Source organism: Amycolatopsis sp. CB00013 (assembly GCF_001905755.1).
GTDB lineage: Bacteria > Actinomycetota > Actinomycetes > Mycobacteriales > Pseudonocardiaceae > Amycolatopsis > Amycolatopsis japonica.
On the sequence record NZ_LIWC01000003.1, the window covers coordinates 1,263,512 to 1,280,308 of the forward strand.

The following is a 16,797-nucleotide window of genomic DNA, read 5'->3' on the forward strand; positions in this document are numbered from 1 at the left end:
TCACTGAACTTCACGACTACACCGAGAGGAGTTGGCCCGATGACCACCACCACGGCTAACTCTGTTCCGCTGGACGTAGCGGCCATCAGGGCCGACTTCCCGATCCTGACCCGCACGGTCCGGGACGGGAAACCCTTGGTGTATCTGGATTCCGGTGCGACGTCCCAGAAGCCGGCGCAGGTGCTCGAAGCCGAGCGCCGGTTCCTGGAGACCTCGAACGCCGCGGTGCACCGCGGCGCGCACCAGCTCGCCGAGGAGGCGACCGACGCCTACGAGTCCGCCCGCGTGCGGATCGCGGAGTTCGTCGGCGCCTCCCCACACGAGCTGGTGTTCACCAAGAACGCCACCGAGGGCATCAACCTCGTCGCCTACGCGATGAGCAACGCCGCCACGGCCGGTCCCGGGGCCGAGCGGTTCAAGATCGGTCCCGGCGACGAGATCGTCATCACCGAGATGGAGCACCACGCGAACCTGGTGCCGTGGCAGCAGCTCTGCCAGCGCACCGGCGCGACGCTGAAGTGGTTCTCCGTCACCGCCGACGGCCGGCTCGATCTGTCCAATGTGGACGAGCTGATCACCGAGCGGACCAAGGTGCTGGCGTTCACGCACCAGTCCAACGTGCTCGGCACGATCAACCCGGTCGAGTTCCTGGTGAAGAAGGCCCGCAAGGTCGGCGCGCTGGTCGTGCTGGACGCCTGCCAGTCGGTGCCCCACTTCCCGGTGGACCTGCACGCGCTGGACGTCGACTTCGCCGCTTTCGCCGGGCACAAGATGGTCGGCCCGTACGGCATCGGTGTCCTTTACGGCCGCCGCGAGCTGCTCGAAGCGATGCCGCCGTTCCTGACCGGCGGCTCGATGATCGAGCTGGTCCGCATGGAGCAGACCACGTTCGCCGCGCCGCCGCAGCGGTTCGAGGCGGGCACCCCGATGACGTCGCAGGCCGTCGGCCTCGGCGCGGCCGCCGACTACCTGTCGGCGATCGGCATGGACCGGGTCGCCGCGCACGAGCACGTGCTCACCGAGGCGGCGCTGGCCGGGCTCGGCGAGATCCCGGGCGTGCGGATCGTCGGCCCCACCGACATGGTCGACCGCGGCGGGCTCGTGTCGTTCGTCATCGACGGCGTCCACCCGCACGACTCGGGGCAGGTGCTGGACAGCCTCGGCGTCGCCGTCCGCGTCGGGCACCACTGCGCGTGGCCGCTGCACCGGGCCTGCTCGGTGCCCGCGACCGTGCGCGCGTCGTTCTACGTCTACAACACCCTGTCCGAAGTGGACGCTTTGGTGAACGGTGTGCGTGAGGCGCAGAAGTTCTTCGGAGTCGCGTGATGAACCTGGAGAGCATGTACCAGGAGATCATCCTGGACCACTACAAGAACCCGCACGGCCGCGGCCTGCGCGAGCCGTTCGACGCCGAGTCGTTCCAGGTCAACCCGACCTGCGGCGACGAGGTGACGCTGCGGGTGAAGGTCGACGACGGGAAGGTCGCCGACGTCTCCTACGAGGGACAGGGCTGCTCGATCAGCCAGGCGTCCACGTCGGTCTTGACGGATCTCGTCGTCGGGCACACCGTGGAGGAGGCGTTCACCACCATGGACGCCTTCGTCGAGCTGATGCAGGGCAAGGGACAGATCGAGCCGGACGAGGACGTGCTGGAGGACGGCATCGCCTTCGCCGGCGTGGCCAAGTACCCGGCCCGCGTGAAATGCGCCCTGCTCGGATGGATGGCGTTCAAGGACGCCGTCGCCCGCACGACCAACGGAGTTGAGACGGCATGACCGAACAGCAGACCGAAACCCGCGAGGGCCGCACGGCCGCCGACCTCGACGCCGAGACCGCCGCCGCCCCGGACAGCGCCGACGTGGCGAAGGTCGAGGACGTCGAAGAGGCGATGCGCGACGTCGTCGACCCTGAGCTCGGCATCAACGTCGTCGACCTCGGGCTCGTTTACGACATCCGCGTCGAGGCGGACAACACCGCCACCATCGACATGACCCTGACGTCGGCGGCCTGCCCGCTGACCGACGTCATCGAGGACCAGACCGGTGCCGCGCTCGTCGGCGGGGGAACGGGACTGGTCAAGGACTTCCGGATCAACTGGGTCTGGATGCCGCCGTGGGGTCCGGAGAAGATCACCGACGACGGCCGCGAACAGCTGCGGGCGCTCGGCTTCACCGTCTGAGGCTCGCTTCGCTCCTTTCGAGTGCTAGGAACGGTCCTTTCCTTGCGAAATTCGCAAGGAAAGGACCGTTCATTGCATTGGGGGGAGGGGCGAGGGTGTCGAGCGTATAACGACCTATACCGCGTCCCGTAGGCTGCCGGGATGATCTTCCGGTCCATCGCGCTCTTCGCGCTCGCAGCCCTCCTGGAGATCGGCGGTGCCTGGCTGATCTGGCAAGGCGTCCGGGAGCACCGGGGCTACCTCTGGATCGGCGCCGGCGTCGTCGCACTGGGTCTCTACGGCTTCGTCGCGACCTTGCAACCCGACGCGAACTTCGGCCGCATCCTCGCCGCGTACGGCGGAGTGTTCGTCGCGGGTTCGCTGGCGTGGGGCATGGTCGCAGACGGCTACCGGCCGGACCGCTACGACGTGATCGGCGCGTTGATCTGCCTGGCCGGGGTCGGGGTCATCATGTACGCGCCCCGAGGTTGAGTGGCGCTACTCTGCGCTGTGACCGAAACGGACTTTCCCGCGCCGCCCGCCGACAGACCCGGGCCGAAGCGAAGATTCTCCCCGCTCCTGTTCGTGATGATCCTGCTGGCGGTCGTCGGCGTGGGCGCCGGCGGATACGGGTTCTGGACCCTGATGAGCTACCGGATGGTGAGCGTTCCCGGCGGCGGGATGGCGCCCACGATCCAGCCGGGGGCGGTCGTGCTGTACCGCTGGACCTCCCTGCCCGAGATCCCTCGCGGCGCGGTCGTCCTCATGGAGGTTTCCGCGTTCCCGGATTCGAGCCCCGCAGACGGCCGGATCGTCAAGCGGGTGATCGGTGTCGGCGGTGACCAGGTCGTCTGTTGTACGAACGACAACCTGATCGCCGTCAACGGGAAGCCGGTCAAGGAGCCCTACACCGAGGACGACAACGGCTACGGCCGCAAGGAGTACCGGCCGTTCAGCGTCCAGGTTCCGCCGGGCGCCGTGTTCGTCGTCGGCGACCAGCGGAACAATTCGCGGGACTCACGGATCTACGTCGGTATGCCGGGTGACGGCGCCGTCCCGCTCTCGAAAGTGGTCGGAGTCGTCGTCGGGCTGGGGAGTGTCCTCGCCGCCGACCCCTTCCCGCAGACCACCGCGTTCGTCGAGGCCGGGCTGCCCGGCGATCCGGTGTCCGACACCGGATTCCGCACCTCGCGCAACCTCGCGCTCGGCGGGGCCGGGCTGGTAGCCGTCGGGGTCATCGGGGCGATCGTGATCGTTGTCCGCTCCGCCGGAAAACGACGAAGAGTAGCCGCAATCCCATCAACGCGCTGACCACCAGCAGGTTGTAGCCGAACATCTGGTGCAGCGTGACCCCGGCCAGCACCTCCGGGCCGGTCGCGCTGCCCAGCAGCAGTACGGCCATCAGCCCGGTGGCCACGCCGACGAACGCCAGCAGGATCTCGTGCACCAGACCGGTGACCACGTCGCGGTCGCGTTCGTCGGAGAACAGCCGGACGTTGACCGAAAGCCTGCCCTGCTCCAGCGCGTCGCCGATCCGGTCGACGCGGCGGGGCAGCCGTCGCAGCACCGGCAGGAGCGCCATCAGTTCGTTGGTGGCCGTGGCGCGCAGCGATTCCGGGCGCAGGCCGGCGCCGACCTGCTCGGTGGCGTAGGCGCGGGATTCGACGACGATGTTGAATCCCGGCGCCAGCGCGGCCAGCGTTCCTTCCAAGGTGGCCAGGGCGCGGAACACCGCGGCGATCGGCGGAGGCACGCTGAGTTTGAAGTCGGCGATCACCCGGAACAGGTCGGTGAACATGTCGAGATCCGGGGCCTGGCCGTGGTTGAAATGCTTGGCCACCAAGGCACCCAGCGCCCGCTCCAGCCGCCGCTCCTCGATCTCGTCCGGCCGGTCGACGATCTCCAGCAGGCCGTCGCGCAACGCGGCCGGGTCGCCGCGGTCCAGCGCGAGGATCAGGTTCTGCAGACCGCCGCGCAGACCCGAGTCGAGCCTCCCTACGGAGCCGAAGTCGAGCAGTCCGAGCCTGCCGTCGGCGAGCAGCAGGACGTTGCCGGGATGCGGGTCGGCGTGGAAGACGCCGCTGCCCATCACCTGGCCGAGCACGCACCGCAGCATCGACCGCGCGAGTTTCGCCCGTTCCGCGACCGGCACCTGCTCCTTGGCGGCGGCGAGCGGTTTGCCGTCGAGACGACGCATCACCAGGACACGTTCGGTGGACAGTTCTTTGTGGACGGTCGGAAGGGCGACCTCGGTACCGGGGGAGGCGGCGGTGACCGCTTCGATGTTCCTGGCCTCGGTGCGGAAATCGAGTTCCTCGACCAGCGCGTCGGCGAATCCTTCGGCGAGGTCGACGACGCCGAGCGAACGTGCCCAGCCCGCGCGCACGTCCAGTGCGGCCGCCACCCGGCGGACGATGTCGAGGTCCCGCTCGACCAAGGCCTGCACACCGGGCCGCTGCACCTTGACGACCACGTCCTGACCGCCGCGCAGCTTCGCCCGGTATACCTGCGCGATCGACGCGGCCGCGATCGGTTCCGGGTCGAATTCGGCGAAGATCTCGGCCGGGTCGCCACCCAGTTCCTCTCGGAGCACCGTCGCGACCTCGTCGGCGTCGGCGAAGGCGACCTGGTCCTGGAGTTTGCTGAGTTCGTCGACGAAAACCGGCGGGAGCAGATCGGACCGGGTCGAGAGCAGTTGGCCGAGTTTCACGAACGTCACGCCGCCCTCCTCCAGCGCGCGCCGCAGTGAGCGCGCCAGTTTGGCGTGCCGGACCTGGGCGAGGCCGGGTTCGCGGCGGCCGGTGAGGTAGCGGCCGAGGCCGTGTTTGATCGCGATCCGGGTGATCTGCGAGTAGCGCCGGGTCCTTGCCGCGCGGCGGCGCATCGACCGGATCCTGCCGATCAGCCCGAGCCCCGAACCGGCGGGGAGCGCGAGTTCCGCGACGAACAGGAAGATCAGCGTGGCCAGGAAAGCGCTGCCCGCCACCGGGATGACCAGCCCGGCGAAGGCGTTCCCCGCGTACATCGCCTGCGGGAACGCGGTGAGGATGCCGCCCGCGACGAGCCAGCCGAATCCGGCGGCGCAGCCCGCGCGGATCAGGCCGATCCGCACCCCCAGCACGCGGCGGGCGCCGACCACGAGCGGCCACAGCATGAGCGCGTAGACGGGCAGGGTGAGCAGGCCGAGCAGCAGGTTCATGCCGAAGAGGACATCACGCGCAGTCCGCGCGGGGTTCCCGCTGCGGCGGGACGGTACTCACCCTTGAGAGGGAGCGGAGCCCGAAGTTGTACGTAGTGGTCGCCTCCCTAGGCGCGAACAGAACACCGAGAACGGCGATCGCCGCCGCCGCGAGGAAGCCGGCACGAAGATCGAGGAGATCACCCAGGAGACCGATGAGCGGTGCTCCGGCGGCCTGTCCAAGCGCCAGCATCAGGAACGCCACGCCGACACCGAACGCGGGCGCCGTCGGGTAGGCCCTGGTGCCCCAGAGGATCAGCACCCCGGTCAGTCCGATGTAGACGGCCCCGAAGAGCGCCGCCGCGATGACGAGTGCCGGGAGCGAGCGGGTGGCGAGGGCGAAGAGGGCCGTGGCGGCGGCGAACAGGACCATTCCCACCGACCAGGCGCGGCGCAGTCCCGCGCGGGAGGTCAGTTCGGCGGTGAACGCGCCTGCCAGGCCGACCGCGCCGAGCACGATCCACACCACCGTCGAGGCGGTCTCGTCGAGTCCGCCGATGCTCACGGCGATGTCCCGGCCGAACGTCCAGATCGCCGCGCTGGCCAAGCCGAGGGTCGCGGCGGCGGGCAGCAGCCGTCCGGTGGCGGGTGGGAACAGCGGCGACGGCAGCCCCCGCGCGCGGTCGTCCTTCACCGGCGGCACGACACGGGCGATCCACAAGGTCACCAGAGCCGAGGCCGCGGCGAAGGCCCACCAAGCCATTCGCCAGTCGCCGACCGCGAGCAGGGAGACCGGGCCCGAGACGAGCACGCCGAGTCCGGTCCCGGCGTTCACCACGGACTGGGCACGGTCCCGGCGCGTCACGCGGACGACGCGGGAGACCGCGTCGGCGAGTGAGGGGGAAGCGAGGCCGGTGCTGGCTCCGGCGAGGACGACGCCGAGCGCGAGGACGCCCGCGTTCGGTGCGGCCGCGATCAGGGACGTTCCCGCGGTGGCCGTCGCCCCGGCGGCGAGCGCACCCGCCCGCGCGCCCCAGCGGGTCGTCACGGCGGTGGAAGCGATGACCGCGAGGCAGTACGCGACGTAGCTTCCCGCCGCGATGGCGCCGAGCATGCTGCCGTCGAGGCCGAACTCCGTGCGGAGCGTCGGGGCGAAGAGTCCGTACGCGTACCTCGCGAGTCCGTACGAGACCGCGATCAGCGACAACCCGGCCGCGGTGAACGTCAGCTCGCGTTTGTACGAAGAAACCATCAGCTCTCCTCCAGAGGTATACCGAGCGGTATACCTCTGGAGTGTTCCCGCATTTCGCGCTCGGGTCAACCGATCGGTATAGTTGAGGCATGCTGACACCGGCGGGCGAGCGTGTTCTGAGCGCCGCGAGCGAGCTCTTCTACCAGGAGGGCCTGAACGCCGTGGGCGTCGCGGCCATCGCCGAGGCCGCGGGCGTCACGAAGAAGACGCTGTACGCGTCCTTCGGGTCGAAGACGGAGCTGACGATCGCGTACCTGCGAAGCCGTCACGACATCTGGTGGGCGTACCTCGAAGAGCGGCTAGCGGAGGCCGAAGTGCCCCGGGCGCTGACGGTCTTCGACGCCTACGTCGATCACCCCAAGCTGGGAAGCGACCGGGGTTGCGCTTTCCTCAACGCGGCCGCCGAACTGCCCGCCGGGCATCCCGGCCTCGACGTGATCCGCCGGCACAAGGCGGCGGTGCGGGCGAAGTTCGCCGAACTCCTCCGCGAGGACGCGCCGGGCGCGGCCGATCCGGAGCGGCTGGCGGAGCAGCTCTTCCTCCTGCTCGAAGGCGCCGTCGCGCATACCGGCATCGACGGGGACGCGCACCGGGTCACCCTCGCGAGGGAGATCGCGGAGATACTGATGAGGGATCCACGCGAAGCCGGCACACGCTAGAAAGACCCCATGCGACTTTTCGGCCCGCTCCTGGATCGGGCGACCTACCGCAGGTGGGTCTACTTCATCCTCGGTGGCGCGCTGAGCGTGCCGTATGTGCTCTTCGCCGCCATCATGGTGCCGTCGCTGCTGCCCCTCGTCGTGACGTTGGAACGCGGGACCGTGATCGGGCTGGTCACCGTCGTCGTGGTGATGATCGCGTCGTCGTTCATCCCCGCCGTCCGCGTGCTGGAAGGCGCGGCCGTGCGGGAACTGCTGGACGATCCCGTGCCGGGAGTCGTGTTCGGGCCCGCGGGGAGCTGGCCCGTCCGCCTGCGTTCGACCGCGATGTTCCTGCTGCACGTGAGCACCGGTTGCGTCATCAGCCTGGTGAGCCTGTTCGTCCCGGTCGCGTTCGGCTTCACGATCGCGGCCCCGTTCAGTGGCAAGATCGCCCTGACCGACGCGAGCGCGATCGAGGTGCCGAAAGGCTGGGCGAGCGCGTGGATCCCGCTGGCGTGCCTGCTCGGCGTCGTCGTGCTTGCCTACGTCGTCTGGGGTGCGGGCGCGGCGCTGACCCGCTGCGCCAAGAGCCTGCTGGGGATCTCGGCCGCGGAGCGGATCGCCCAGCTGGAGAAGCGCACCGAACAGCTCGCCGAACGCAACCGGCTCGCGCGCGAACTGCACGACTCGGTCGGGCACGCGCTGAGCGTCGTGACCATCCAGGCCGGCGCGGCGCGGCGCACCCTGAGGTCCGATCCGGAGTTCACCGAGCAGGCGCTCACCGCGATCGAGGATTCGGCCCGCGCAGCCCTGGACGATCTCGACCACGTGCTCGGCCTGCTGCGTGACGAGGCGTCGTCGCGGGCGCCGCAATCAGGGCTGGCGGAGCTGCCCGCGCTGGTCGAGGCCACGCGGCTGGCGGGCGCCGAGGTGTCGGCGGAGATGCGCGGTGATCCGTCCGCGGTGCCGCCGGTCGTCTCCCGTGAGGCGTACCGGATCTTGCAGGAATGCCTGACGAACGCGTTGCGGCACGCCGGTAAGGTGCCGGTGGCGGTCCTCGTCGACGCAGGGGCGGAGCTGTTGCGGGTGCGGGTGTCCAATCCGCTCGGCGACGCGCCGCCGTCACGGGACGGGGGCGGCCGGGGGCTGAGGGGAATGACGGAACGGGTGGAAGTGCTCGGGGGCACGATCACCGCGGGCCGCGCGGACGGATTCTGGAAGGTCGAGGTGGCGGTGCCATGGGGGGAACGGCGATGAGCATCGGGGTGCTGCTGGTCGACGACGAACAGCTCATCCGGGCGGGGCTTCGGGCGATCGTCGCCTCGGAGCCCGATCTGGAGGTCGTCGGCGAAGCGTCCGACGGTGCCGAGGTGCCCGGCCTGGTGTCGCGGTTCCGGCCCGACGTCGTGCTGATGGACGTCCGGATGCCTTCGGTCGACGGGATCCGCGCGACGACCCATCTGATGTCCACTATGGACAACCCGCCGAAGGTGATCGTCGTGACCACCTTCGAGAACGACGACTACGTGTACGACGCCTTGCTCGCCGGGGCGAGCGGCTTCCTGCTGAAGCGGGCCCGGCCCGAGGAGATCGTCGCGGCGATCCGCACCGTGGCGGCGGGGGAGTCGCTGCTGTTCCCGGCCGCGATCCGGCGGCTGGCCGCGCAGCAGGCGAACCGGGGGCCGCTGGACGGCCTGTCCGGTGCCGGGCTCACCGAACGCGAAAGCGAGGTGCTGCGGCTGATGGCGGGCGGACTGTCCAATGTGGAGATCGCGGGCGAGCTGTACCTCGGCGTGCAGACGGTCAAGACGCATGTCGGGAACGTGCTCGCGAAACTCGGCGCGCGGGACCGGACGCAAGCGGTGATCAAGGCCTACGACACCGGATTCGTCACACCGGCGGGCTGAGGCCCAGGTCAGTCGAGGGCGGCGAGGATCAGCGCGGCCATCGCGGCGGGATCCCCGTTCTCCGGACGCAGCACCAGATCCGGACTCTCGGGTTGCTCGTACGGAGCGTCCACCCCGGTGAACCCGCTGATCTCGCCCGCCCTAGCCTTCGCGTACATCCCCTTGGGGTCGCGGTCTTCACAGACCTCCAGCGGGGTGTCGACGAAGATCTCGAGGAACGGCAGCCCGGCCGCCTCGTGTGTGGCGCGGGCGAGTTCGCGGTCGGCCCGGTACGGGCTGATCAAGGAGACCACCGACACCACACCGGCGTCGGCGAACAGCTTCGCGACCTCGGCGACGCGGCGGACGTTCTCGGCGCGATCGGCCGGGCTGAAACCGAGGTTCCCGTTCAGCCCGTGCCGCAGGTTGTCGCCGTCCAGCAGGTACGCGGGCCTGCCCGACGCCACCAGCCGCCGCTCCAGTTCCACGGCCACGCTCGATTTCCCGGACGCGGAAAGCCCGGTGAGCCAGACGGTGAGCCCGCGTGTCGCGCGTTCCGCCCTGGTGACCGCGGCGGTGTGCCAGACGACGTTCGACGCGGTCACGCTCGGTCCGGTGATCATGCCCGCCGCGACCGTCGCGCCGGAATGCTCGTCGACGAGCAGGAAACCTCCGGTGGAGCGGTTGCGGCGGTAGGAATCGAACAGCAACGGCTGCCGGGAACGCAGCCGGATCCGGCCGATTTCGTTGAGGGACAACGACTTCGCCGTCTCGTCGCGGTGCAGGGTGGTGACGTCGAGTCGATAGTCCAGGTCGCGGATCTCGGCCTTGGTCTCCCGGGTGGTGTGCCGCACGAGGAAGGTGTTCCCTGCTTTCAAAGCTCCTTGTTCGGAGAACCAGCACACCATCGCGTCGACGTCCCGGCTCGTGTGGGGACGGTTGCCGGGGCGGCAGATCAGGTCGCCGCGGCCTAGGTCGAGGTCGTCTTCGAGTTCGATCGTGACGGCCTGCGAAGCGAAGGCCTCGGTGACCGCGGTGCCGCCCGGGCCCCAGATCGCGCGTACCGTGGTGGTGAAACCGGAGGGCAGGACGGCGACCTCGTCACCGGGTTTGAACACCCCGCCCGCGACGGTGCCCGCGTAGCCGCGGAAGTCGCGGCTGTGCTCGCGGATCACGTACTGCACGGGGAATCGCGCGTCGATGAGGTTGCGATCCGAGGCCACGTGCACCTGTTCGAGATGATGCAGCAGGGAAGTCCCTTCGTACCAAGGCATACTGGCGCCCCGGTGCACGACGTTGTCGCCGTGCAACGCCGACATCGGCACGAAGGTGAGGTCGTGCACCTGAAGTTTCATAGCGAAACGGCGGAACTCCTCACGGATCTCTTCGAAGCGTTCCTGCGACCAGTCGACCAGATCCATCTTGTTGACGCACAGCACGAGATGCGGGATCCCCAGCAGGCTGGCCAGGAACGCGTGCCGCCGCGACTGTTCGAGCACGCCCTTGCGGGCGTCGATCAGGATCAGCGCGAGATCCGCCGTGGACGCGCCGGTGACCATGTTGCGGGTGTACTGCACGTGTCCCGGCGTGTCGGCGATGATGAACTTCCGCCGTGGGGTGGCGAAATAGCGATGGGCGACGTCGATCGTGATGCCCTGTTCGCGTTCGGCGCGGAGACCGTCGGTCAGCAGCGCGAGGTTCGGGTACGCCTCGCCGCGGTCGCGGCTGGTGCGTTCGATGGCTTCGAGCTGGTCGGTGAACACCGTCTTCGAATCGAACAGCAGGCGGCCGATCAGCGTCGACTTCCCGTCGTCGACGCTGCCCGCGGTCGCGAGGCGGACCAAGGAAGCGCTCATCAGAAGTAACCTTCCTTCTTCCGGTCTTCCATGCCCGCCTCGGAGATCCGGTCGTCGGCACGGGTGGCGCCGCGTTCGGTGAGCCTGCTGACCGCCACTTCGGCGACCACTTCGCCCGGTGACGTCGCCGTCGACTCGACGCAGCCGGTGCAGGTCGCGTCGCCGACGGTACGGAAGCGAACCGTTGCCTCGTAAGGACTTTCGCCTTCGTTCAAGGTGAGGAATCGGGTGTGCGCGAGCAGCATGCCGTCCCGCTGGACAACCGGACGCCGGTGCGAGTAGTAGATCGATGGCAGGTCGACGTTCTCCGCCTCGATGTACTGCCAGATGTCGAGCTCGGTCCAGTTCGACAGCGGGAAGACGCGGATGTGCTCGCCCTTGCGATGCCTGCCGTTGTACAGATTCCACAGTTCGGGCCGCTGGTTGCGCGGATCCCATTGGCCGAACTCGTCGCGGAAGCTGAACACCCGTTCCTTCGCGCGGGCCTTCTCCTCGTCGCGCCGGGCGCCGCCGAAGACCGCGTCGAAGGAATGCTCGCGGATCCCGCGCAGCAGGGCGGCGGTCTGGAGCCGGTTGCGGCCGGCCTTCGGGTCTTCGACGACCCGTCCCGCGTCGATGTCGTCCTGGACGCTGGAGACGACGAGCCGGAGCCCGTACCTGCCGACCGTCCGATCCCGGAACTCGATGACCTCGTCGAAGTTGTGCCCGGTGTCGACGTGCATCACCGGGAACGGGGGCGGCGACGGCCAGAAGGCCTTGGCCGCGAGGTGGAGCATCACCATCGAGTCCTTGCCGCCGGAGAACAGCAGCACGGGCCGTTCGAAGGTCGCCGCGACCTCGCGGAAGATGTGCACGGCTTCGGCTTCGAGTGCTTCGAGATGGGTGAGCTCGTAGGCCGGGGACGCCATCGTGACCTCCGTCGTTCGAGATCAGAAAAGTAGAACAAGTTCTTGTGCTTGGTCAAGGGGAGGAGGACGCTGTCGGCATGGACCTGGTCGCGCTTGAAGAGATCCGCCGCCTGAAAGCCCGCTACCTCCGCTGCCTCGACCTCAAGCTGTGGGACGAGATGGCCGGGACCCTGACCGCCGACGTGCACGCGCGGTACGGAACGCCGTCGTACGGCAAACCGCTGACTTTCGAAGGCCGCGAAGCGATCGTCGAGTTCTTCCGGAACGCTGTCGGTCCCGGTGTCACCACGGTGCATTTCGCCGGGCAGCCGGAGATCGACGTCGACGGCGACACCGCGACGGGCACCTGGCTGATGCGGGACAAGGTGATCGTGCCCGAGCACCGGGTGATCATCGAGGGCGCGGCGTACTACGAGGACACCTACCGGCGGGTGGACGGCGTGTGGCTGACCGCGTCCACGCAGTACGACCGGCTGTACGAAACGATGATGTCGATGGACGACGTGCCGAGCCTGAAGCTCACCGCGAACCGATGGTCCTCCTGACCCGCGTTCAGTCCTCTAAATGCGGTCCCGGCGCGGGCAGCCAGCGCATTTAGAGGACTAAATGCGTGTGGGGTGGCGGCCACCGGATTCGGTCGTGACGGCATCGGCGGCCGCGACCAGCGCGGCGCCCCGTCGCGCGATTTCGGCGCCGGTGACCGGCTCGCCGACCGAGAGCGTGAGCACCAGTTCCTGCCGTCCCGAAGCGTCGAACGTCGGGGCGGCCAGCAGGCTCACCGCGTGCTTGCGCCGCGGCTCCAGATCGGCGCCGAGGTAGACACGCTCGCCGAGGCTCGAGACGAGTTCGCCCACCAGGCCTCGCACTTCCGGCGGCAGTTCCTCCGCGCCGACGCCCGCCATCAGCGCGTAGAGCCGTCGCCCCGCGGAAGTCAGGCTCTCCACCAGATACCCGTGCTCCCGGCATTCGGCTACGACGCGGCGAAGGTGCGCTTCATCCAGCCGAACGGGCACCGCCGGGGGTTTGGCGAGCCACGCGTCGAACGCCGCGTCGGAGTCCCACAGCACGTACATCAGGCCGACCGGCGGCGCGAACGGATACGTCTCGCCCAGTTTGACGCGGCCCGGCCCGGCGCTCTGCAGCATCAGGATCCGGTCGCCGACCACGGCCGACGCCGTGCACGTCGCGCCATAGCGCCTGCTCAAGTCCTCCAGATGCCGTCGCGCCACCTCGCTCGCGCCGAAGCCTTCGCTCGCGACGCGGCCGGCGGCGACCATCGCCGGCCCGAGCCGGTAGCTGACCGGCTGGGGGTCTCGGACCAGGTAGCCGCCCGCCGTCAGCTCGGTGACGATGCCGAGGCAGGTCGGTTTCGCCAGGTCGAGCTCGCGCGCGAGTTCTGAAAGCCCGAAGCGCCGGCCGGGGTGTGCGGCGAAGAAGTCGAGCAGCCTCACGACTCGCTCGGTGGGCGGCGAATGCCGGGCCATTGACCCATCCTTAGAACGCGTTCTAGTCTGACGATGCGAAGAACGTACCAAGTCGGTACATATTTGTACCAGTATGAGGAGTCGCCGGTGCTCACTCAACCGTTGGCGGACGCGATCGCCGAAGCCGAGAAGGTCATCGCGGAGGCGCCGCACATCCGCACCGAACAGGATCTGGTCGAGGGGTACGACTACCTCGCCGGCAGCATCCGCGCCTCCCTGCAGATGGCGTGGGCCTACGAACGCGACTACCCGTTCTTCACCCAGTCCACCGGGCCGTACACGAAGATGGGCCTGGACAACCCGGACACGTTGTACTTCAACGCGAACATCCGCGAGGACCGCGAGTACGTCGTCACCGGGACGCGGGGGAGCACGGCCGACGTCAGTTTCCAGGTCCTCAACGGCGACTACTCGCCCGTCGAGGTGCCGGACAGCCTCGCCGCCTTCGACGACCGCGAGATCGAGATCGCCGACGACGGCTCGTTCGAGCTCCGCTTCGGCCCGGCGAAACCCGACCCAGGCCCCAACTATTTCGTCCTCGGCCCGGGTTCGTCGATGCTCGTGGTGCGCGAGGTTTACAGCGACTGGGCCACCGAACGCCGCGGCACGATTCAGATCCAGTGCGCCGACACCGCGGGCCGCGCGCCCGCGCCGCTCACTCGCGACGGGCTGGCCAAGCGGTACGGCGTCACCGGCAAGATCCTGCTGAGCAGGCTGCGTACGTTCCTCGCCTTCCCGAAGTGGTTCTACCTGAACCTGCCGGTGAACACGATGACCGAGCCGCGTCCCACGCCGGGCGGGCTGACCACGCAGTACTCGTCGGCCGGGCACTACGAACTCGGCGACGAAGAGGTCATGATCGTGACGGTGCCGCGTTCGGACGCGCCCTATCAGGGCATCCAGCTCGGCAGCGTCTGGTACCTCTCGCTCGACTACATCAACCATCAGACGAGCCTCACCGCCGACCAGGCGCGGGTCGACCCGGACGGCAAGATCCGTTTCGTGATCAGCGAACGCGACCCGGGCCTGGCCAACTGGCTCGAACGCACCGGGCACGACCGCGGGTACGTCCAGATCCGCTGGCAGCGCCTCTCCCGTGCGCTCGGCGAAGCCGACGGTCCCGAGGTCGAGGTGGTGAAGTTCGGTGAACTCGCCGACCGGTTGCCGTTTTACGACGAAGCGCGGGTGACCCCGCAGGAATGGGCGGATCGGATCTCGGCCCGTCAGACCGCCGTCGCGGCGAGGATGCTGGGATGACGGATCTCTTGCGGGACAAGGTGGTCGTGGTCTCCGGCGTCGGTCCGGGCCTCGGCCGGTCCATCGCCACCCGCTGCGCCGCGGCGGGCGCCGACGTCGTCCTCGCGGCTCGTACCGAATCGCGGCTCGCCGAGGTCGCGAAGGAGGTCGACGCACTTGGCCGCCGCGCGGTCACCGTGCCCACCGACATCACCGACGACGCTTCGGCCACGAATCTCACCGAAACCGCCTTGAAGGCGTTCGGCCGGGTGGATGCCTTGGTGAACAACGCTTTCGCCATCCCGCCGATCATGGATCTCGCCGACGTCGACCTGGCCGACGTGCGGGCGGGGTTCGAGACCAACGTGCTCGCCGCCCTGCGGCTCACGCGGCTGTTCACGTCTTCGCTCGCGGAGAGCGGCGGTTCGGTCGTGATGATCAATTCGGCCGTGCTGCGGCATTCCCGGCGGACGTTCGGCGCGTACAAGATGGCGAAGGCGAGCCTGCTCGCGCTCGCGCAGAGTCTCGCCTCGGAACTCGGGCCGCAGGGGATCCGGGTCAATTCGGTCGCGCCCGGCTACATCTGGGCGGACTCGCTGAAATGGTATTTCGCTTATCTGGCCAAGGAACGCGGCGTGCCGCCGGAGCAGGTGTACGCCGAGACGGCGGAGGCGATCGACCTGCGCCGCCTGCCGGAGCCGGACGAGATCGCCGACACCGTCGTGTTCCTCGCCTCGTCGCTCGCTCGGTGCGTCACCGGCCAGTGTCTCGACGTCAACGCCGGCGAATACCACCACTGAGCCTGTAGGCGGAGCTGCAGAAGGATTCGAAAGGCGATTAGACGCGTGAACCCGCCCCGGCCGAAGGCCCCGCTATCGCGGTGGCAGGGCGCCTTGTCCGCCATCGTGAGGTAGATGACCAGGCAGCGCCCTGCCGACGTCGATCGCGGATGCGGGTTCACCAAAAGATACTGAGAGGGAGAACATGCTGCCAGGGCGGGAAAACGTCGGCACGGTGGAAGATCTGCACGCGTCGGCGGCGAAGCTCACCGGGTTGGACGACTTCGGTGGCGAAGACCATCTCGAAGGTCTCCGCGTGCTGTTGGATTCGTACGCCGGCGAGGCGGGTTTGACCCCGTACGGCAACAAGATCCATCGCGCCTTTCTGCGCGGAGCCCTGGTGGCGAGGTCGCTGAGCGAGGCCTCGTGGAAGCAGAACCCGAAGTACGCGGATGTTCCGGTCGAGCGGCCTATCTTCGTCACTGGGCTGCCGCGCACCGGGACCACGGCGCTGCACCGGCTGCTCACCGAGGATCCGGCGCACCAAGGGCTGGAGGTCTGGCTGACCGAGGTACCGCAACCGCGTCCGCCACGCGAGACGTGGGCGGAAAACCCGGTCTTCCAAGGGATCCAGGCGGGCTACGAGAAGCACCACGTCGAGCATCCCGAGTTCATGGGACTGCACCACATGTCCGCCGACCAGGTCGAGGAATGCTGGCAGCTGTTGCGGCAGTCCCTGAAATCGGTGTCCTACGAATGCCTCGCGCACGTGCCGTCGTACTCGCGCTGGCTGGACGGGCAGAGCTGGACCGACGCCTATCGCAGGCACCGGCGGAACCTGCAGCTCATCGGCCTGCCCGACGCCGGGCGCCGTTGGGTGCTCAAGAATCCGAGCCATCTTTTCGCGCTCGACGCGCTACTGGAGGTGTACCCCGACGCGCTGATCGTCCAGACCCATCGCGCGCCGAGCACGATCGTCGCGTCGGTGTGCAGCCTGAACGAGCAGGCTTCGGAGGGCTGGTCCGACGTCTTCCGCGGCGACGTGATCGGCCGGAGCCAGCTGGATCTCTGGGCGCGGGGTGCGGAAAAGTCCTTGGCGGCGAGGAAACGGCATGATCCCGCGCGGTTCTGCGATGTCCGGTACGAGGATTTCGTCGCCGACCCGATCGGCACGGTCGAGGGCGTGTACCGGCATTTCGGCCTCCCGCTGAGCGACGCCGCGCGGGACGCGATGACCGTCGTGCACGCCGAAAGCCGTTCCGGGGAAAGGAAACCCGTGCACCGGTACGACCTCGCGGACTTCGGGCTCACCGCCGGCGAGGTCGACGAACGCTTCTCGGCCTACCGCGCCGCCTACGACCTCTGACCTCCCGCATTTCGTCCTCTGAATGCGGTAGTTGCCCGCGCAAGGAACGCATT

Annotated in this window: 17 protein-coding genes; 12 read left to right on the forward strand and 5 right to left on the reverse strand. The window is 68.8% G+C overall.

The annotated features are described in order from the left end of the window. The first annotated feature begins 39 nt into the window (after positions 1-39). The 5 genes from AMK34_RS25515 to lepB all read left to right on the forward strand — a co-directional run bounded on the left by AMK34_RS25515 (position 40) and on the right by lepB (position 3,469). A complete protein-coding gene (locus AMK34_RS25515; RefSeq protein ID WP_038515494.1) occupies positions 40-1,326 on the forward strand; it encodes a cysteine desulfurase in 1,287 nt (428 codons plus the stop codon). Next, positions 1,326-1,775, forward strand: a complete 450-nt coding sequence (gene sufU / locus AMK34_RS25520; protein ID WP_007029705.1) for a Fe-S cluster assembly sulfur transfer protein SufU — start codon at positions 1,326-1,328, stop codon at positions 1,773-1,775. The genes AMK34_RS25515 and sufU overlap by 1 nt, the downstream gene beginning before the upstream one ends. Then, positions 1,772-2,179 carry a metal-sulfur cluster assembly factor gene (locus AMK34_RS25525; RefSeq protein ID WP_016333171.1) on the forward strand — a complete coding sequence of 136 codons (408 nt, stop codon included), beginning with the start codon at positions 1,772-1,774 and terminating at the stop codon, positions 2,177-2,179. Before sufU ends, AMK34_RS25525 begins: the two co-directional genes overlap by 4 nt. A 141-nt stretch (positions 2,180-2,320) precedes the next feature. Next, positions 2,321-2,650, forward strand: a complete 330-nt coding sequence (locus AMK34_RS25530; RefSeq protein ID WP_037344048.1) for a YnfA family protein — start codon at positions 2,321-2,323, stop codon at positions 2,648-2,650. Between the two features lie 18 nt (positions 2,651-2,668). Then, a complete protein-coding gene (gene lepB, locus AMK34_RS25535; RefSeq protein ID WP_143202576.1) occupies positions 2,669-3,469 on the forward strand; it encodes a signal peptidase I in 801 nt (266 codons plus the stop codon). Here the strand turns inward: lepB and AMK34_RS25540 are convergent. After that, positions 3,393-5,357 (reverse strand): ABC1 kinase family protein, encoded by a 1,965-nt coding sequence (locus AMK34_RS25540; RefSeq protein ID WP_073847016.1) that lies wholly within the window; start codon positions 5,355-5,357, stop codon positions 3,393-3,395. The genes lepB and AMK34_RS25540 overlap by 77 nt on opposite strands. Before the next feature lie 13 nt (positions 5,358-5,370). Continuing rightward, a complete protein-coding gene (locus tag AMK34_RS25545; protein ID WP_073847017.1) occupies positions 5,371-6,588 on the reverse strand; it encodes an MFS transporter in 1,218 nt (405 codons plus the stop codon). An 89-nt stretch (positions 6,589-6,677) separates the two neighbouring features. Here AMK34_RS25545 and AMK34_RS25550 point away from each other — a divergent pair, with 89 nt between their 5' ends. Genes AMK34_RS25550 through AMK34_RS25560 form a run of 3 tightly spaced genes read left to right on the forward strand, consistent with a single transcriptional unit; the run spans position 6,678 to position 9,136 of the window. Beyond that, positions 6,678-7,247 carry a TetR/AcrR family transcriptional regulator gene (locus tag AMK34_RS25550; RefSeq protein WP_038515486.1) on the forward strand — a complete coding sequence of 190 codons (570 nt, stop codon included), beginning with the start codon at positions 6,678-6,680 and terminating at the stop codon, positions 7,245-7,247. Between the two features lie 9 nt (positions 7,248-7,256). After that, a complete protein-coding gene (locus AMK34_RS25555) occupies positions 7,257-8,486 on the forward strand; it encodes a sensor histidine kinase (RefSeq protein ID WP_073847018.1) in 1,230 nt (409 codons plus the stop codon). Further along, positions 8,483-9,136, forward strand: a complete 654-nt coding sequence (locus AMK34_RS25560; protein WP_037344054.1) for a response regulator — start codon at positions 8,483-8,485, stop codon at positions 9,134-9,136. Before AMK34_RS25555 ends, AMK34_RS25560 begins: the two co-directional genes overlap by 4 nt. A gap of 8 nt (positions 9,137-9,144) precedes the next feature. On the opposite strand, the gene cysC is transcribed toward AMK34_RS25560, so the two are convergent. Both cysC and cysD read right to left on the reverse strand, forming a co-directional pair. After that, a complete protein-coding gene (gene cysC, locus AMK34_RS25565) occupies positions 9,145-10,971 on the reverse strand; it encodes an adenylyl-sulfate kinase (protein WP_073847019.1) in 1,827 nt (608 codons plus the stop codon). Next, complete coding sequence (gene cysD, locus AMK34_RS25570) at positions 10,971-11,879, reverse strand: sulfate adenylyltransferase subunit CysD (protein WP_073847020.1); 909 nt, start codon at positions 11,877-11,879, stop codon at positions 10,971-10,973. The genes cysC and cysD overlap by 1 nt, the downstream gene beginning before the upstream one ends. A 77-nt stretch (positions 11,880-11,956) precedes the next feature. Between cysD and AMK34_RS25575 the strand changes: the two genes are divergently transcribed. Continuing rightward, complete coding sequence (locus AMK34_RS25575) at positions 11,957-12,424, forward strand: nuclear transport factor 2 family protein (protein WP_016333182.1); 468 nt, start codon at positions 11,957-11,959, stop codon at positions 12,422-12,424. 57 nt (positions 12,425-12,481) lie between these two features. On the opposite strand, the gene AMK34_RS25580 is transcribed toward AMK34_RS25575, so the two are convergent. Continuing rightward, positions 12,482-13,363 (reverse strand): helix-turn-helix domain-containing protein, encoded by an 882-nt coding sequence (locus AMK34_RS25580; protein WP_073847021.1) that lies wholly within the window; start codon positions 13,361-13,363, stop codon positions 12,482-12,484. An 87-nt stretch (positions 13,364-13,450) separates the two neighbouring features. Between AMK34_RS25580 and AMK34_RS25585 the strand changes: the two genes are divergently transcribed. The 3 genes from AMK34_RS25585 to AMK34_RS25595 all read left to right on the forward strand — a co-directional run bounded on the left by AMK34_RS25585 (position 13,451) and on the right by AMK34_RS25595 (position 16,744). After that, positions 13,451-14,620, forward strand: a complete 1,170-nt coding sequence (locus AMK34_RS25585; RefSeq protein ID WP_073847022.1) for a DUF1214 domain-containing protein — start codon at positions 13,451-13,453, stop codon at positions 14,618-14,620. After that, positions 14,617-15,399 carry an SDR family oxidoreductase gene (locus AMK34_RS25590; RefSeq protein WP_073847023.1) on the forward strand — a complete coding sequence of 261 codons (783 nt, stop codon included), beginning with the start codon at positions 14,617-14,619 and terminating at the stop codon, positions 15,397-15,399. Before AMK34_RS25585 ends, AMK34_RS25590 begins: the two co-directional genes overlap by 4 nt. A gap of 184 nt (positions 15,400-15,583) precedes the next feature. Further along, on the forward strand, positions 15,584-16,744 hold the full coding sequence (locus AMK34_RS25595; protein WP_073847024.1) for a sulfotransferase family protein: 1,161 nt from the start codon (positions 15,584-15,586) through the stop codon (positions 16,742-16,744). Positions 16,745-16,797: the final 53 nt, after the last annotated feature.